The organism is Paenisporosarcina sp. TG20, from assembly GCF_000286315.1.
Classification (GTDB): Bacteria; Bacillota; Bacilli; order Bacillales_A; family Planococcaceae; genus Paenisporosarcina.
Genome location: NZ_ALJG01000355.1, coordinates 1 through 16,858, shown reverse-complemented (window position 1 = coordinate 16,858; position 16,858 = coordinate 1). Strand labels below are relative to the sequence as shown.

The following is a 16,858-nucleotide window of genomic DNA, read 5'->3' as shown; positions in this document are numbered from 1 at the left end:
GCATGCAAAAGGTAAGTTTTTTTAAGTCGATTCACGTAAAATTCGTATTGGTTTACATATTGCTGATAGTAATAGCTATGCAAATCATTGGTTTATATTTTGCACGTGAATTAGAAGATACGCTAAAAGACAGCTTCATCGAATCCATTCAACAACGAGTGGATTTGTTGGAGTTTAGTATGCGTGCAGAAATTATCAAAAAGCGTGGAGAAGAAGACCCAACTATAGAACAAAGTTTGCGTACCGTACTTTATAGTGTGCGATCAGAAGACATTAATGAAATTCGTGTAGTGGACACCAATTTTCGCATATTAGCTACATCCGATACAAATAAACAATCGATTGTGGGTCAACGTTCAATGGATACGAATGTTCGTAGATCTATCTCTTCTGAAACTCCGTTTAATACTATTAAAGTAGATCTGCAAAAAAAGGATAGGATTTGGGTATTAGCTTCGCCTATAATCTATCAAGGTGAAGTGTTAGGTGCGATTTATTTAGAATCAAATATTGAAACTGTGTTTGAGCAGATGAGTGAGATCAATTTAATTCTTGCAGGTGGTACAGCTATGTCTCTCGCAATTACAGTGATTTTGGGTATATTAATTGCTCAAACAATTACTAGACCAATTTCTGATATGCGTAGACAAGCCCAAGCCATGGCAAAAGGAAACTTTTCTCGTAAAGTACGAGTTTACGGTAATGATGAGATTGGTCAACTAGCGATTGCCTTTAACCATTTAACCAATCGACTTCAAGAAGCCCAGTCGACAACAGAAGGTGAAAGGCGTAAATTGGCCTCTGTACTTTCTAATATGACAGACGGTGTGATTGCAACCGATCGAAAAGGCCGAATTATGTTAATTAACGAAACTGCACTTCGACTTTTAAAGGTTCCGAGAGAACTGGTCATGCATCGACCAATTTCAGTCGTTCTTGGAATTGATTCAGAATATACGTTTGAAGACTTAATTCATATGAAAGACTCCATTAATCTTGATTTTAGTTCACCTGAACGTAACTATATTCTAAGAGTAAACTTTTCAGTTATTCAAAAAGAAACTGGGTTTGTGAATGGAATTATTTCGGTTCTCCATGATAATACCGAACAAGAGAAGATTGATATGGAGAGACGTGAATTTGTAGCAAATGTTTCTCATGAACTTCGTACACCTCTCACTACAATGCGTAGTTATTTGGAAGCCCTAGCGGACGGTGCTTGGCAAGACCGAGAATTAGCCCCATCATTTTTAAACGTTACACAAACAGAAACTGAACGGATGATTCGATTAGTAAATGATTTGTTGCAGCTATCTAAAATGGATAGCCGAAGTTCTGATTTGAACAAAGAGCTTGTTGAATTTAATAAATTCTTTAATCGCATCATAGATCGCTTTGAAATGTCAAGATCACAAGATGTACATTTTCTTCGGTTGTTGCCAGAGGCACAATATTTTGTGGAAATCGATACTGACAAGTTAACGCAAGTCATCGATAATATTATTTCGAATGCTTTAAAGTATTCGCCAGACGGCGGTAATATTCGTTTTGGCTGTATTGTTCAGGGCGGTTTATTAAAAGCAATGATTTCTGACGATGGCATGGGGATTCCACAAGAAAATGTAGAACGAATTTTTGATCGTTTCTATCGTGTTGACCGAGCACGCGCTAGATCAATGGGTGGGTCAGGACTTGGTCTTGCAATTGCTCGTGAGATGATAGAAGCGCATGGTGGCGCCATATGGGCAGAAAGTGAAGAAGGTTATGGAACGACGATATTCTTCACTTTGCCAATTGAGTTAGATGAGGCAGGTGAATGGGATTGAGATATGTAGAGCAAACTAAATCGGTTATTCTAACCCTGTTAGTCTTTTTAAGTATAACCTTAACATTCACAATATGGACTTATACGCCGACTTATGAAACTAACCAACAACCACCAGTTGTGAATATATCTATTGCTGAACAAAAACGTATAAATGATGTAATAAAGCCTTACAAAATGATTGTAAACCAGGAAAACAAATTGACTGGTTCTATGGTTCAGTTTGATTTAGATCTAGTTGTTAGTATAATGAAGGATTGGGAACTAAGAGAATTGAAGTTAGAAAATAATAATTTAGATAACGATAATTTAAATAAATTGATGACTACAGATAATGGCATTACATTGTTTTTCCAAGACAATGTACCGTTTTCGGTATACGATAGAATCTTACCTTTTTCCATCACAGACATTCCTGAGAGTAGTTTTGATCGCTTAATTGTTAATTGGGGTCAATCTGATAGTGAAAATCTAAAAATATACTTCGCTAGTTCAAAAACAAATACCCTATATTCGGCAATAGCAGAAAATGTAGATATGGAAATATTCAAACAGAAAGTTGTTTCACCAAATGTGAATTTTTCAGAATACGTAGAAGTTAAACGAGAAGGCAAGTTATCTCTGTTTCTTATTGAAGATGATGTGGAGAGTATTCGATATACGTATTACTTGAAAGAGATTGATATAAATCGCTTTCGAGATGCGCTATTTAATGACCCTAACCTAGTGAGACAAAGTCCTGTGGGGGCAAATCATGCACAGTATTCGGATGGTACCGCTTTGATGGATGTAAATTTACTAGAACATACTTTAAGTTTTGTAAATCCTTCTTCTGAAATATTTACGCCTGCCATCCCTTCAAAATTGGTATTCGATAGCCTAGACTTTGTAAATGAACATGGTGGGTGGACTGACGATTTTCGTTTTGCTGGTATTAATCCAATAAATCAACAAATCGATTATCAATTATTTTTGTTAGGATATCCGGTCTTCAGTGGTGATACTTCTACTAAAATTACAGCTTATTGGGGAAGCCCTGGTATTTATAATTATTTGAGACCGTATTACACCCTTGACTTGTCCTTGCCATTTGATACTGTAATTTCGAATTTGGCTTCAGGGGAGAAAGTATCTCGAGCGTTGAACAGGATGAAAGAAATTGATTTTAACAATATTGATGAAATTACATTGGGTTATTATTTAACACGTGATAATGAACAACGCTTACTTATTTTAGAACCAACATGGTTTTATTTATCGAATAATATCTGGACACGCTTCGTGTCTGATGATTTAGGAGGTGAGTAGGTTGGATTGGAATAAGATTAAAACTATCTTTATTATCGTTTTTTTTATTTTAAATATTTTCTTGTTTTTGTTGTTTTTTAATCGTTATAATGAAGCACAAGAATACCAAGTAGATGGTGAAACAACAATTCAAGAGCGACTGCAAGCAGATAATATTCGTTTTAACAGTACACCTGTAGATACCATTAAAGAGTCATATGCTTCTGGAAATATTCAGGTGTATTCCTTTGAAGATTTACCAGAATCAGAAAATCAGACATACGAAGTATTTAATAGCACAGAACTTTTGGCCAGTTTTAATGAACCAATTGGTCTCGGTACTCTAGTTAATCCCACAGTTGTAAACTTATTTGTAAATGAACATGTATTCAATGGTGCATCGTATGAATTGTTTAAAATTGATGAAACTTCTATGGAAGCTACTTATTTTCAAACGATAAATAATCGACAGATCTTTCATAATCAAAATGCACTTCTTACAATCTATTGGAATGAAGAAAATGAAGTGTACAAATATGAACAGACAGCACTGGAAGATCTTGAAGCTTTTGAGCAAACCGAAAACTTATTAACAGATGATACAGCTGTAGAAGTCTTGTATCAACGGAATCTGATAAAACCTAACTCTACAATTTCATTGATAAGCTTAGGTTATTCAACTCTCGTTCAATTAACAGAGACACAAGTGTTTGCACCCACCTGGCGAGTTCGTGTAGAATTACAAGATGGTACGAATGAAGACTACTTTGTTAATGCTGTAGAGGGCAAGATTATTGAATTTAGCAAAGATCCCGAGGAAATAGTAGAACAATAAGGAGTTTTCGTCATGCGTTTTAGTGTGTTAGCAAGCGGTAGTAGTGGAAATGCGATTTATGTAGAAAATGAAGAACATGCATTCTTAGTTGATGCTGGTCTAAGTGGACGTAAAATAGATGAACTGTTAACTTCTATTGACCGCAATAATAAAAAGTTAAGCGGAATTTTAGTCACGCATGAACATAGTGATCACATAAAAGGTCTAGGAATAGTTGCCCGTAAATATCAAGTTCCCATTTATGCTAACGTCAAGACGTGGAAGGCAATGGACCACTTAGTTGGAAAGATTCCACTAGATCAGCGATTTCATTTTGACATGGAAACTGTGAAAACATTTGGATCGCTTGATATTCAATCATTTGCAGTATCTCATGATGCAGCGGATCCAATGTTTTACGTGTTCCATGAGAATGGGCGTAAATTAGTATTGATTACCGACACTGGATATGTCAGTGATCGGATGAAAGGCTATATTCAAGGTGCAGACTCATATATCTTTGAAAGTAACCATGATGTTGGTATGCTACAAATGTGTCGCTATCCTTGGTCAATAAAACGTCGTATTTTAAGTGACGTAGGCCATGTATCCAATGAAGATGCTGCAGTCGCAATGAGTGAAGTAGTTGAAGAGAAGCCTACACGTATTTATCTTTCACACTTAAGTAAAGATAATAACATGAAAGATTTGGCCCGAATGAGTGTTACACAAACACTCAAATCTTGTGGAATAGTAACAGGTGAATTTTTGAATCTATATGATACTGATACAAATAAAGCAACTAAACTAGTAACTGTCTAAACCTCATAATTCATGAGGTTTTTTTTGTTGATATAGTGATCAATTGATATCATTCTATCGTATAGTTATTATTATTAAAAAATTCATCTATAACTTTGAGGAAGTTTTAAAGCTATTTTCATCTAATTTTAATGTTGGACGGGTAAAGTAAAGATAACACATAGCAGAGAGGACGATAAAGGTATGGGATATTATGATGAAAAACCTCAAGAACCTCAAGAGGGACAGGAAGAATATAGATTAAAATTAAGGAATGTCAAAAAAGGAAGTAAAGGAGGCTACTTTTTCAGTGGACTTATAGGTGTAATGATTGGGGCACTAATCGTATGGCTGATGTTACCTTCGCTCGTTGGCATAATGCCAGGAAGTAATACTTCAGTTAACGGGGACGATTCATCTGATGTATTAAACGAAACCCAACAGATAACTATGGATACCACAACAGATGTTACTAAAGCAGTGGAAAAGGCCGGAGATTCAGTCGTAGGTGTCACGAATATTCAATCCACATCAAATTTCTTAAGCCCATCAAGTGAAGGACAAGAAGCGGGAACAGGATCAGGTGTCATATACAAAAAAGCCAATGGTAAAGCATATGTCATTACAAATAATCATGTGATTGAAGGTGCAAATGAGATTGAAGTAACTTTAGCAGATGGTGTAAAAGTACAAGCGAAGTTACTAGGCGCGGATATTTGGACTGACTTAGCGGTTCTTGAAATGGACGCATCAAAGGTAACGACAGTTGCTGAATTTGGAGATTCTGATGCATTAAGATTAGGAGAACCAGTAATTGCAATTGGAAACCCACTCGGATTGAACTTTTCAGGATCAGTGACAACAGGTGTGGTATCAGGTAAAGACCGTACGATCCCTGTAGATTTAAATGGAGACAACCAAGAAGATTGGCAAGCTGAAGTATTACAAACAGATGCTGCGATTAACCCAGGAAATAGTGGTGGAGCACTTGTGAATATAACAGGACAATTAATTGGTATTAATTCAATGAAGATTTCACAAGCAACAGTTGAAGGAATGGGACTTGCAATTCCTGTAAACTCAGTTATTCCAGTCATCGAAGACCTAGAAAGGTTTGGAAAAGTAAAACGTCCATCAATGGGAGTTACACTTGTTGATGTAACTAATGTTTCTGCTTTGCACCAACGTGAAACGCTTCGTTTACCAGAAGAAATTTCTATGGGAGTAGTTATTGACGAAGTGATTGAAGGATCTCCAGCAGATGTAGCTGGATTAAAAAAGTATGATGTTATCGTTGAAATGGATGGAGAAAAAATTGAGAATATGATTGAATTACGTAAACATTTATACAATGAAAAAGAAGTTGGAGAGGACTTAACTGTGAAAATATATCGCGGTGGGGAACTGATGGAGTCCAAATTAATATTAAAAGATAATTCAGCTGTGTAATATCTATACTATTATTTGATTGTGGATAACATTTTCCGATTCTTAAAAAAATTTTAAAGCGAGTAGGAGTGCGAAGTTGCACCTTTCCTACTCGCTTTTACTTTGTTAAAATAGATTGTGGATAATAACAATAAATTGTGAATAACTTTGAGGATAATTCGGAAATCGAAAGGATGATAAAAAATGAAAATTAAATGTTGTCAAACCCATATAGATCATGCACTTGATATGTTTGTAGCTGAACAAAATACCTTTCCAATTTTAACAGAATTAACGGACGAAGAAAAGTTATCCACAAAATGTGATTACTGCGAAGTTACAGCAATCTATTTAGTGGCGAACATATGATTGCACACCATATATAGTTTCACCCTGTGTATATGTGGATAACTTCTGTGGATAAAGTGTTTGTAAACAAAATGTAAAGGTGGATAACCTGTGAATATCGTAATAATTTCAGTAGGAAAGCTAAAAGAAAAGTATTTAAAAATGGGGATTGAAGAATACACGAAACGATTAGGAAGTTATGCAAAAGTTGAAATAGTAGAAGTAGCAGACGAGAAAGCACCCGAAAACTTAAGTATTGCAGATATGGAAATCGTCAAGAAAAAAGAGGGTGAACGGATTTTATCCAAAATAAGCGATGATACGTATGTCATCGCATTAGCAATAGAAGGAAAAATGAAATCGTCTGAACAGTTGGCTGTAGATATACAATCTCTTATGACATACGGCCGCAGCAAAGTGGCTTTCATAATAGGAGGATCACTTGGTTTACACGAAGATGTCATGAAGAGAGCGGATGAAAAACTATCATTTTCAAAGATGACCTTGCCACATCAGTTGATGAAATTGGTATTAGTGGAGCAGGTGTATCGAGCATTTCGGATAATTAAGGGTGAACCGTATCATAAATAAATGTGAAACCATAACTCAGTTTAGAGTTATGGTTTTCGTTATTTAATACCCTATTTTTCCAATTTTTTTGATAGAATAGATATTCTGTGAATGGGTGATGAATATAAATTCATTACATACATTCACTAAAAGAGTTCAATCAAATCGACTAGTCTTTTTTTGTTTACAGGGATAAATGAAAATGAAAGTTAATTTGATTCTAGAACCTTACCATAGATTTTAACACATACTACTTAATGAAGAGGTCGACACGGTTAACGATGGACATTCAAGTTTCTCCAATCCTAATTTAAGAACAGAATTCGGTGAGGAACCGGATTTCACAAAAGAGCAGGATGTTAAATTGAAAAAGGAAAACCGTGGTACGGATAAAGTAGAGTGATTGCAATAATAAAATACATGCTTGTCTCAGGTGGCTGTTACAAGTATTGGACGGTTTTTGTAAATTTTTAGAGTGCAACTTGTCAAACTATTACGCAAAGGACAATTGGGGTACCGCCACTTAGAAACGAAACGACCCCGAATGCCATTATTATTATTTCCTCAGTACCAGCTGCTAAAAAATGCCCCTCACTTTGGGATAAAAAGGGGAACCTTACCATAACTAACGGGGATTAACGGATACAGAAACTCTTAAATGATTTAGAAAATGTTTGAATAACTGGTTTCGTCCGTCAACTAGCAAGAAGTGTTCAAATATGCTAAGAAAACGTTCGTAGTGTCCGCCAAAGTGCAAATCGTTTAGTTTGACTTGCAGATCAATCGTTCCCGAGATGTAGCATGTGCGTTAATCTTAATATCGTAGAAAAAAAGGCCTTGTGTTCCCGTTTAAGGGTCACACAAGACCTTTTTGAATGTTACTATAACCTTACAAGCTGGATCAATAAATCTGCGTGTTCGATTGTTATAGATTTACCTATCTCCGCTTCGATTTGGTTGATAAAAGATTCAACTTGCCTTACTTTGATGTTTCAATGCTCCTGGTAATTGATGCTCGAATTACTGCTAATTTATTTGTCATAGATATTACAACTTCTTTATCTTTCAAGATGCCTTTCTTCAACTTTGTTAGTAATAGGTAAGCATTTGAAGTTATCGCCAGTTTTTCGCCTACTCCACACGGAACGTGCCAGTTTCCAGGCATTCCGCGTACCAACTAGCGATGGTATTATTAATTATAAGTTTTAAGTTACTCTTAATCGAAGAGCTTGTACTGTAGCATCATTATTATTTTGAAATGATGTTCCCACGTTCTTACCAGACAGGTGCAATGCACGGTTCAAAAAAGATTATTACTTATCGCTAGACTTGGGTTTGTTCCTCCACCTCCGTTACAGAGGTTTCACAGGACGTACCCGATCGGAAGGCTAGCGTATAAAAAGTATGGGTTCTTTTCGTATCTAGTAGGAACGGTAGAGGAGAGCGACTTCGTAACTCCCTATAGATCTGCGGGAACCGAGAAAGTATAGTTTAGTAGTCCGTCGAGTTGCTCCGTGTGAACGTCCCCCATAAAGGGAGCCGTAATGTCTTTATTCAAGCATCGCCACCGCCACCCGTTTGTTTAAGTGAATACTTCCACATTTTTTACTGAAAAGACACTTCCATTTTTTGTAACTTCAGAAGATAAGAATTCCTCGCTGAAGTAGGCAGTGTATCAGCTGAAGTCAGCGGATTTACTGCAATCGCCAACAATAATTTATGGATTTTGGATTTTCCCGTCGTCATTTTCTTCACGATGGCGGTACTTATTTATATATTGATGCACAAAACCCGATTCGGCAGGTACGTCTATGCAATTGGTTCGAACGAAAAAGCGGCGATGCTGTCAGCTATCCGCGTGGACCGTATCAAAATCGTGGTCTATACGCTCATTGGTATGTTGGTCGGGGTCGCTGCAGTCATTGAAACCTCGCGCCTGAATTCGATATCCTCTTCAAGTTCGGGTTCGCAATACGAACTCGATGCCATTGCAGCAGTTATAATTGGAGGAACGCGTATGACCGGTGGACGCGGAAAAATAATCGGAACGCTTTTTGGCATCCTGATTTTGGGTATCCTGAACAATATGATGAATATGATGAATGTCTCTCCTCATCTTCAGGGATTCGTTAAAGGATTGATCATCATCATTGCTGTTGTGTTCCAAAAAAGAGAGTAGGAGGAGATCGAATGGGCATCAAGGTAGGTATTATCGGGTGCGGGTCCATTACAAAAATACGCCATGCACCGGAATATTCAGCGAATCCATATGTCGATGAAATCGTCTTCTACGACCGTAACCTCGACCGTTCAGAAGCAATGGCAGCCATGTTTGGTGGGACTGTTGTACAGAGTGTCGATGAATTGTTTGCTGATCCCGGTATCGTTGCAATCAGCGATTGTTCGTCGAATGAGTATCACCATGTATTCTCTACCCAGGCGCTTTTGAGCGGAAAGCATGTGCTGTGCGAAAAACCGATTTCATTGACGATAGAATACGCGAGAGAAATTCTGGATGCCCAGAAAAAATCCGGAAAAAAACTGATGGTTGACCATAACCAGCGTTTTACGCGCGCGCACCAAAAAGCAAGAGAAATCATTGTCAGCGGGGACCTTGGAAATGTGTTGACGTTCCGTACGGCATTCGGACATTCAGGTCCTGAAGCCTGGGGCATCAATAAGACCAATTCCACATGGTTTTTCAAAAAGGAGCGATCCGGATTTGGCGTCGGCGGAGATCTTGGCATCCACAAAATAGATTTGCTGCATTACTTGCTCGACGATGAAATTGTCCAAGTGAGTGCATTTCAGGGAGCCCTGCATAAAGTTGATGAGAATGGTGAACCAATTGAAGTATGCGACAATCTCGTATGCAGCTTGGCAACAAAAAAAGGGCGTCTCGGAAACGCCGCCTTCTCCTGGACTTATTACGGAGAAGAAGATAACAGCACCATTGTCTATTGCGAGAAAGGTATTATGAAAATTTATCATAACGAAGAGTACCAGCTTGAAATCATCATGCGTTCTGGTGAGAAAATAAATTACCAGCTGGAAGCTATCCAAACTAACGATAACCAGACAAACAGCGGAGTCATTGACGCTTTTATCGATTCAATTCGTTTGAATAAGGAGCCGATTGTCACTGGCGAGGATGCTCTTAAATCGCTGAAAGTCATTTTAGGTATCATGGAAGCAGCTGAAACAAAACAGGTCATCACCATCGAAAAAGAGACTCTCTTTTATAAATAAAGAGAGTCTCTTTCTAAAAGTTTTATTGTTTGACGAACTGAGTTCCTCTTTTGATTTAGAGTTAATACTCCAAAATTTGAAAGAACGAAGTAGTTTTTAGTTAAAGCAATTAGACCCCATTAAAAGATGGTGAAACGAGTTTGGATTTGGAAGGATGTTTTGGAGTGAATCCTATAGAACAAATTTTGAATAACTTTCCTATCGTCATCCTTGACGGTGCAATGGCTACAGAGCTTGAGAATTATGGATGCAATTTGAATGATCGTTTATGGTCAGCAAAAATACTGATGGAAAATCCAGAATTGATAAAGAAGGTTCATCTGGATTATTTTCTAGCAGGTGCAGATTGTGCTATTACTGCCAGCTACCAGGCGACTATTGAAGGCTTTAAAGCCATAGGATTGACAGAGGAAGAGGCATTTGGATTGATCAAAAAGTCTGTTCAACTTGCAGCAGAGGCCCGTGATGAATTTTGGACAGAGTTGGATGATAAATCGAACAGACCAAAACCATTAGTTGCAGCCTCTGTAGGTCCATATGGCGCTTTTCTTTCGGATGGCTCTGAATATCGGGGTGATTATTCTTTAAACGAAGATGAATTGGTTGCCTTTCATAAAGACAGGATAAAGGTATTGGTGGAAGCAGGGGCTGATATTTTAGCGTGTGAAACCATTCCATGTCTTGCAGAAGCTAAAGCAATTGTGAAGGTACTAAAGGAATTCCCGAAGGTTTATGCTTGGTTCAGTTTTAGTGCGAAGGATGGGTATCACATAAGTGATGGGGAAAGAATATCCAATTGCGGCGAATGGTTAGATGGAGAACAGCAAGTAGCTGCAATCGGCATCAATTGTTCAGCACCAGAATTCATAGAATCACTAATTAAAGAAATAAAAAGTCGATCTTCCAAACCGATAATTGTTTACCCTAATTCAGGTGAAGAATACGATGCAACAAGTAAAACATGGAATGAAGAGCTTTTGGCAAATTCTTTTGCCTCTAACACAAAACGGTGGTATGAAGCTGGTGCCCAAATCATCGGAGGTTGTTGCAGGACAACCCCTGAGGATATTGCAGCCATTACTGCATGGGCTCGTAAATGACTCAGTAATAGGTTTAAGAGGGAGCAGACATTCATGTGGAGAGTCTGCTCCCTCTTTATATAACCGATGCGTTTAAGGTAAACCCAGGAGAAGCCGTATCATAAGTAAATGAGGTTTTATTAAAACTTTTTCCTATAGCAATAAGCATGGGGCTTTCCCCAATAGTCATAAAAAATGACATTTAAGGAATCCTTTTTTCATATAAAAATGATGCTGAAAGTTTCCGTAACAACGCACTTTCATATTTCGAAGCTTGCGTAGCAATTCAGAAACGGGCAGCGCTTTCCGCGGGCGGTAAGTGAGTTTCTCGGGCTAACAGGGTGTTGGTCACGAAGGCGTGGACTCGCGTTGTTGCGTCATAGCCTTCGTTCCATTGTTGGGGTCTGACCTGGACACGTTGTTCCCGCAGTAAAGAATAGGACCAAAGGTAATTGGTTCTTATGCTTTGCGACGAGGCTAGCGTAGCGATACAGGAGCAGATGTTTTCCACCGCTGCTCACTACAATCTATTAAGTGTTTAAAAATCAACGGGTATATACAAAAAATCTTTAAAAATAAATACAAAAAAACCGGACTATCTTTAAAATGAAAGTAGCCAAACCTACACTTATAGAAAGTACAATTTTTAAGGGACACAGCAGATCCAGATCCAATCGGTTGAAATTAGCTAAAGATGACGCGGATGCCAAAGAGCAGACAATTAAATATATTGGAAATCCCTTAGCCCAAATTACTACCCACAAAAAACCGACTGTGTTCCTTTATGCATCTTAAATATTGTTATAATAAAGAAGTGTCAACAGCTAAATTGTAGCTTTGGATACTCTTTTTTTTGCATAGAACACGGATTTTAATTCAATATCACGGATCTTACTAGCCAGGGAGTTGGAATTAGAGATGAATAAGAAGGACATAGCAGCGATTAGCAAACAATTTAAGATGGATTCTGATTTACTGAAAATCGCTGATATTTATAACGTTTACATCAAGCAGGAAAGCAGTGATATCTATCATGAGGAGAGTCAGTCATTTTCCTTGTTGGACCGGGAGCAGCAAGAGTTGTTCCTTACCAACTTTAAAAAGGTTTTAGGCGGGAAACTGGATGTGAAGCTGTTTGAGGTAAAGTTTCAGTCTCAAGCTGAGGAGCAAACGGACCATACGCAACGACTTTTATATCAGGGGCTTCATACAGATGATGTAGGTGAATGGAAAGCGGATATGCAACGTATCGCCTTGAAGATGGTTCAGGACATCCAATATGAAAAGGACATGGTCGTCACATTCATTCGTGGAAATTATTATAAAACGACGAAACGCAATTCTGATGAAACGGAAATAAACGTTCGGGATGAAGTGTATACCACACCTTTTATTCTTAGTAGCATGAATCAAACCGAACTGCCGAAACGTTCACTGGTATTTGATTTTATCGAGAGGGAGTTTAAGTCGAGTCTGCTAGCCGATACGGTCATTAAACTTGCCTCTCCAATTGGTGGATTTCTGTTCCCTTGCTTCACGGACAACGCCGCAGACGTCAATCACATCCTTTATGCTGCGGGCAAAGCGAATAAACCGGATTTGCAATTTATCGAGAATGTGTTGAACGGCAAGGAAATCATGACTGCCGAGGAAGATAAAGCGGTGTTTGAAGAAATTGTCAAAGCAATAATTGGTGATGAAGTGAATTCGAAAACCCTCGCGAGTGTGTATGATGAAATCAATTATATGTTGGTGATGGAAGAAGAGAATGAGGACGAAGATTGGAGTACTCCTACTTTGGATACTAAAGAGGTTGAACGTGTGCTGAAGGCGAGCGGTGTAAAAGATGTGAATACGGAAAAAGTGGAAAGGGCCTTTCAGCAGGTGGTCGACGACAAAACGTATGAACTGAAAGCAAGCCATATCGTTCCAAGTTACGCATCCAAGTCAATCAAAATCAGCACGAAAGTAGCGAATATTACGATCAGCCCACAAGACTTGAGATTTGTCAGACAGGTCAATCACAATGGCAAACGGTATCTAATGATCGAGGTGGAAGAAGACACGATGATTGAAGGATTTAAGCTGATTCCGGAAGAGCTGTTGAAGTAGGAGAGATTAGGAAGATCCTTCAGCCAGCTATCTAAAATGGAATAGGGTAAAACCTCATTAGACCTGCTAAGGGGAACCGTATCATAAGTAAATGAGGTCTTATTAAAAATTTTCCTATAACAATAAACGTGGGGCTGTCCCAATAGTCAAAGAAAATGACTTTTAAGGGCAGCCCTCTTTAATGACGCTGTCGATTTCCGTTACAACGCACTATCACGTTTCGAAGCTAGCGTAGCGATGCAGAAACATGCGCTTTCTGACCATTAGTCAAGAGTTTTCCCGTTTATTTTTCAGGAGAAAAGAGTGATCGAGATGCACTAAGTCGCTGATTTCCATTCCGGCGCTTGCTTGCCACGGGCACGGCATCAGCGGCTTCACTCGCTCCGCTCGCTGCAGGGTCTTCGGCTCGCGCGCCTGCACACTAAGCAACACGGAATCACCAAAAATGGACACACCAAATAAACCTGGCGGGTCCTGTTATTTCGCAGGGGCTTGTATGCTATAGTTAGAGGAATTCTGTCACGGAACCTTGCCTGATTCGTACCGGTACAGGAGGCCGTGGTGGATAAGTTGAAATGCAACTTTCAAAAACTTATTCACACAGGCAATCACCGCATCATAATGAAATCACACACTCACATTGGGAATACGATTGTTCGAAATATATTTGGAAATGCCATCGCCGCAACCTATATTCTAGAACATCATGAACGATGGGATGGTGAAGGGTATCCACGCGAATTAAAAGGTGAAGAAATAACGATTCAAGAATGTATCATTAATATTTGTGAGGCTTTTGATTCAATGACCAGGGAAAGGTATATTTATCGAAACTGTAATTATACAGTGGAAGAAGCATTAGAGGAGTTGGGAAAAAACTCTGGAAGCCAGTTTGACACAAACTTAGTAAATGAATTTATCTAGATGGTTTCTAAAGGAGATAACGAAGAGATTCAAAAGATTATTGTCGATATTCAGAAAAATGAAGAAAGATAGGAAGAAAAAGGATATTTTGTGGCAATGATTTTCTTCTGAAGGAAGTCACCTCACAAAATAAATAATCTTCTTAAATCCAATTATATCCGAGTAAAAATAAAAACGAATTTTTAATGGTAAATTTTTAAGTTTCATAGAAAAGTAGGAAAGAGGCTTCGAGATGCGTTGGATAACAAATTTAAAAAATAATAGCAAACTGATGTTTACAGTACTAATGCCAATGCTGGGGCTGCTATATTTCTCAATAGTAACGATAATAGAACAACTGCGAAATGATGATCTGAATTCACTTTTTTTGTGATCCTGTTAAATGTATTGATTTTCTCTGTTTCCATTGTCTTGCTTAAGCAAATATTGGTCTCACTCCAGAAAACACAAGATGAGAGGGATCTTTAGCATACTGGTAATAGTATTATCTTTATGAAAAAGGGATAGATTACAAGATTAAACAAGTTAGGATAAAATAAATCGGTATATTTACTTGCCTATGTAGACGAGGGTCAAGGAGTATGTTTGGGGCGGGATTGTATTGAAAAAGACTAAGGAATCAATTGAAGCAGAAATTAGCAAAGCTCTAACCCAGTGGGAAAAAGATTTTCTAGGAAGAGGATCGATCTCAGTTAAAACAGATATTTTAAGAGATTTGATTATCGTTAATCTGCGTGGCATTTTAACTCCTGCTGAATATAATGTCTGCCAAACGAAGGAAGGTATGCTCTCGATTAAGAGAATTCGTTCAGAGTTAGTTGAATCGGGAATTACTGAGTTAAAAGATATTATCAATAGGATTACTGGTGAAGAAGTAAAAAGCTTTTACACGGATATAAGTACTGTAACAGGAGACCGGGTTATGGTGTTTAAGGTATCCAGTGATTATGATAAAAAGTATTTTGAATAGAACAGGGAGTTCTTCAAATAACTATAGATTAGTTGAAGGAAAACCGACATAAATCAGAAAAGAAGAGTCATTATGACTTTTTATTCTGAATTTGTGTCGGTTTTTTTGTTTGGTATTTAAAATAAAAGGAGGAAATGAGAATGGACTTGGTTATTGATAATCTTCTAACCCCGGTAGTATTATTCTTTCTTTTAGGGATTCTGGCAGCATTGGTAAAATCAGACTTGGCATTTCCTAAAGGTTTAAGTGAGGGGCTCAGTATTTATTTGTTAATCGCTATTGGTATAAAGGGAGGAATTGAACTTTCACATTATTCATTTGATGCAGTGGTTGTTCCTTTAATTGCTTCATTAATTTTAGGTGTACTCATTCCAGTAATCGTACTTTTCCTCACGAAGGCGATGAAATTAGACATTAACAATTCAATAGGACTAGCGGCGACATACGGTTCGGTAAGTATTGTTACCTATGGGGCTGCAACTTCTTTTTTAACGATTAGTAATATTTCATATGAAGGATTTATGAGTGCTTTAGTGGTTGTTATGGAAAGTCCAGCAATATTAGTTTCCATCGTCATCTTAAAAATAATTGAGAAAAGAAAGGAAGGGACATCTGCAATTTTCTCGGAACGATTAGGTGTTGTATCACCCCCAAACTTTAGCTTTCTTGATAAAGAGATATTTAAAGAGAGTCTTTTTAGCAAAAGCATCATACTTCTACTAGGGAGTTTATTTATAGGATTTGTGCTGGGAGAAAGAGCTTTACCTGCTGTTAAGCCGCTGTTTTTAGATCTATATAGTAGTGTCTTAATTTTATTTCTTTTAAATATGGGCATTATTGCCAGGCAACGGTTACCAGAGGTGAAAAAGCATGGTGTAAAAATCATCATATTCGGATTGATGGCTCCGGTTTTATTTGGAAGTATAGGGGTAGTGGTAGGTAGCGTTACTGGACTTTCTTTAACCCAACTTTCGGCAGAAGGGCAGAAAAACCCCGTTGCAAAGGGATTTGATTGTTTAATTTGGTCACTACAAATGAACTAATTGTATTACTTTTACAACATATAACCGTGAGCATACTGATTTCTCCTATAATTAATATCTATTGCTTGAAAGTTGAAAAATCATATTATAAGTGTTTCAAAATACCAAGACTTTTTCAATGGTATAAATTGTATATTAGGTCACTACATTTTAATTTTCCTAATTTAGATTTTTATAAACCTTGATAAATAGGCATTTTGATAAGGGGTTTTATCTAAAAAGCCCAAAAATAAATTTTTTAGGCTTAAACTGCCGAAACTCGGGTTAAGTGGTACTACATTAATGGGGGTATTAGCAGGGAGTGCTTCCTATATTGCTGCACCAGCTGCTTTGAAAACGGCAGTTCCTGGTGCAAATCCATCCATTTACTTGGGTTTGTCTCTTGTACCTGAATCCGTGATGATTTAA

The 16,858-nt window shown here is 37.7% G+C and carries 15 protein-coding genes and 1 pseudogene; 15 read left to right on the top strand and 1 reads right to left on the bottom strand.

From position 1 onward, the window contains the following. The first annotated feature begins 2 nt into the window (after positions 1-2). The 7 genes from walK (at position 3) to rlmH (ending at position 7,094) form a co-directional block, all read left to right on the top strand. Positions 3-1,826: a cell wall metabolism sensor histidine kinase WalK gene (walK, locus tag B371_RS0118095; RefSeq protein ID WP_019415730.1), complete on the top strand. Its 1,824-nt coding sequence runs from the start codon at positions 3-5 to the stop codon at positions 1,824-1,826. Further along, positions 1,817-3,133 (top strand): YycH family regulatory protein, encoded by a 1,317-nt coding sequence (locus B371_RS0118090; RefSeq protein WP_019415729.1) that lies wholly within the window; start codon positions 1,817-1,819, stop codon positions 3,131-3,133. Before walK ends, B371_RS0118090 begins: the two co-directional genes overlap by 10 nt. 1 nt (position 3,134) lies before the next feature. Further along, the gene (locus tag B371_RS0118085; protein WP_019415728.1) at positions 3,135-3,947 is read left to right on the top strand and encodes a two-component system regulatory protein YycI; all 813 of its coding nucleotides are present in this window, start codon (positions 3,135-3,137) and stop codon (positions 3,945-3,947) included. A gap of 12 nt (positions 3,948-3,959) precedes the next feature. After that, entirely contained in the window at positions 3,960-4,748 is a 789-nt protein-coding gene (locus tag B371_RS0118080) for an MBL fold metallo-hydrolase (protein ID WP_019415727.1), read from the top strand. 183 nt (positions 4,749-4,931) lie between these two features. Further along, on the top strand, positions 4,932-6,176 hold the full coding sequence (locus B371_RS0118075) for a S1C family serine protease (protein WP_019415726.1): 1,245 nt from the start codon (positions 4,932-4,934) through the stop codon (positions 6,174-6,176). Positions 6,177-6,359: 183 nt separating this feature from the next. Continuing rightward, positions 6,360-6,524 (top strand): CxxH/CxxC protein, encoded by a 165-nt coding sequence (locus tag B371_RS23100; RefSeq protein ID WP_019415725.1) that lies wholly within the window; start codon positions 6,360-6,362, stop codon positions 6,522-6,524. 90 nt (positions 6,525-6,614) lie between these two features. After that, positions 6,615-7,094, top strand: a complete 480-nt coding sequence (rlmH, locus tag B371_RS0118065; protein WP_019415724.1) for a 23S rRNA (pseudouridine(1915)-N(3))-methyltransferase RlmH — start codon at positions 6,615-6,617, stop codon at positions 7,092-7,094. Positions 7,095-8,052: 958 nt separating this feature from the next. Here rlmH and B371_RS0118060 read toward each other — a convergent pair. Further along, positions 8,053-8,238 carry a hypothetical protein gene (locus B371_RS0118060; RefSeq protein ID WP_019415723.1) on the bottom strand — a complete coding sequence of 62 codons (186 nt, stop codon included), beginning with the start codon at positions 8,236-8,238 and terminating at the stop codon, positions 8,053-8,055. A 534-nt stretch (positions 8,239-8,772) separates the two neighbouring features. Here B371_RS0118060 and B371_RS22080 point away from each other — a divergent pair. The 8 genes and pseudogenes from B371_RS22080 to B371_RS23090 form a co-directional block, all read left to right on the top strand. Next, positions 8,773-9,252 (top strand): annotated as a pseudogene (locus B371_RS22080) (ABC transporter permease); the annotation flags it as partial. Between the two features lie 11 nt (positions 9,253-9,263). Then, positions 9,264-10,322 carry a Gfo/Idh/MocA family protein gene (locus tag B371_RS0118050; protein WP_019415721.1) on the top strand — a complete coding sequence of 353 codons (1,059 nt, stop codon included), beginning with the start codon at positions 9,264-9,266 and terminating at the stop codon, positions 10,320-10,322. A gap of 164 nt (positions 10,323-10,486) precedes the next feature. Further along, positions 10,487-11,422 carry a homocysteine S-methyltransferase gene (gene mmuM / locus B371_RS0118045; protein WP_026023122.1) on the top strand — a complete coding sequence of 312 codons (936 nt, stop codon included), beginning with the start codon at positions 10,487-10,489 and terminating at the stop codon, positions 11,420-11,422. 897 nt (positions 11,423-12,319) lie between these two features. After that, positions 12,320-13,513, top strand: a complete 1,194-nt coding sequence (locus tag B371_RS0118040) for a DUF4317 domain-containing protein (RefSeq protein ID WP_019415719.1) — start codon at positions 12,320-12,322, stop codon at positions 13,511-13,513. 561 nt (positions 13,514-14,074) lie between these two features. Then, on the top strand, positions 14,075-14,437 hold the full coding sequence (locus B371_RS22075) for an HD-GYP domain-containing protein (RefSeq protein ID WP_019415718.1): 363 nt from the start codon (positions 14,075-14,077) through the stop codon (positions 14,435-14,437). A 601-nt stretch (positions 14,438-15,038) separates the two neighbouring features. Beyond that, positions 15,039-15,407 (top strand): DUF2294 domain-containing protein, encoded by a 369-nt coding sequence (locus B371_RS0118025; protein ID WP_019415716.1) that lies wholly within the window; start codon positions 15,039-15,041, stop codon positions 15,405-15,407. A 140-nt stretch (positions 15,408-15,547) separates the two neighbouring features. Continuing rightward, on the top strand, positions 15,548-16,450 hold the full coding sequence (locus tag B371_RS0118020; protein ID WP_019415715.1) for a sodium-dependent bicarbonate transport family permease: 903 nt from the start codon (positions 15,548-15,550) through the stop codon (positions 16,448-16,450). A gap of 249 nt (positions 16,451-16,699) precedes the next feature. Next, complete coding sequence (locus B371_RS23090; protein WP_369751124.1) at positions 16,700-16,858, top strand: sodium-dependent bicarbonate transport family permease; 159 nt, start codon at positions 16,700-16,702, stop codon at positions 16,856-16,858.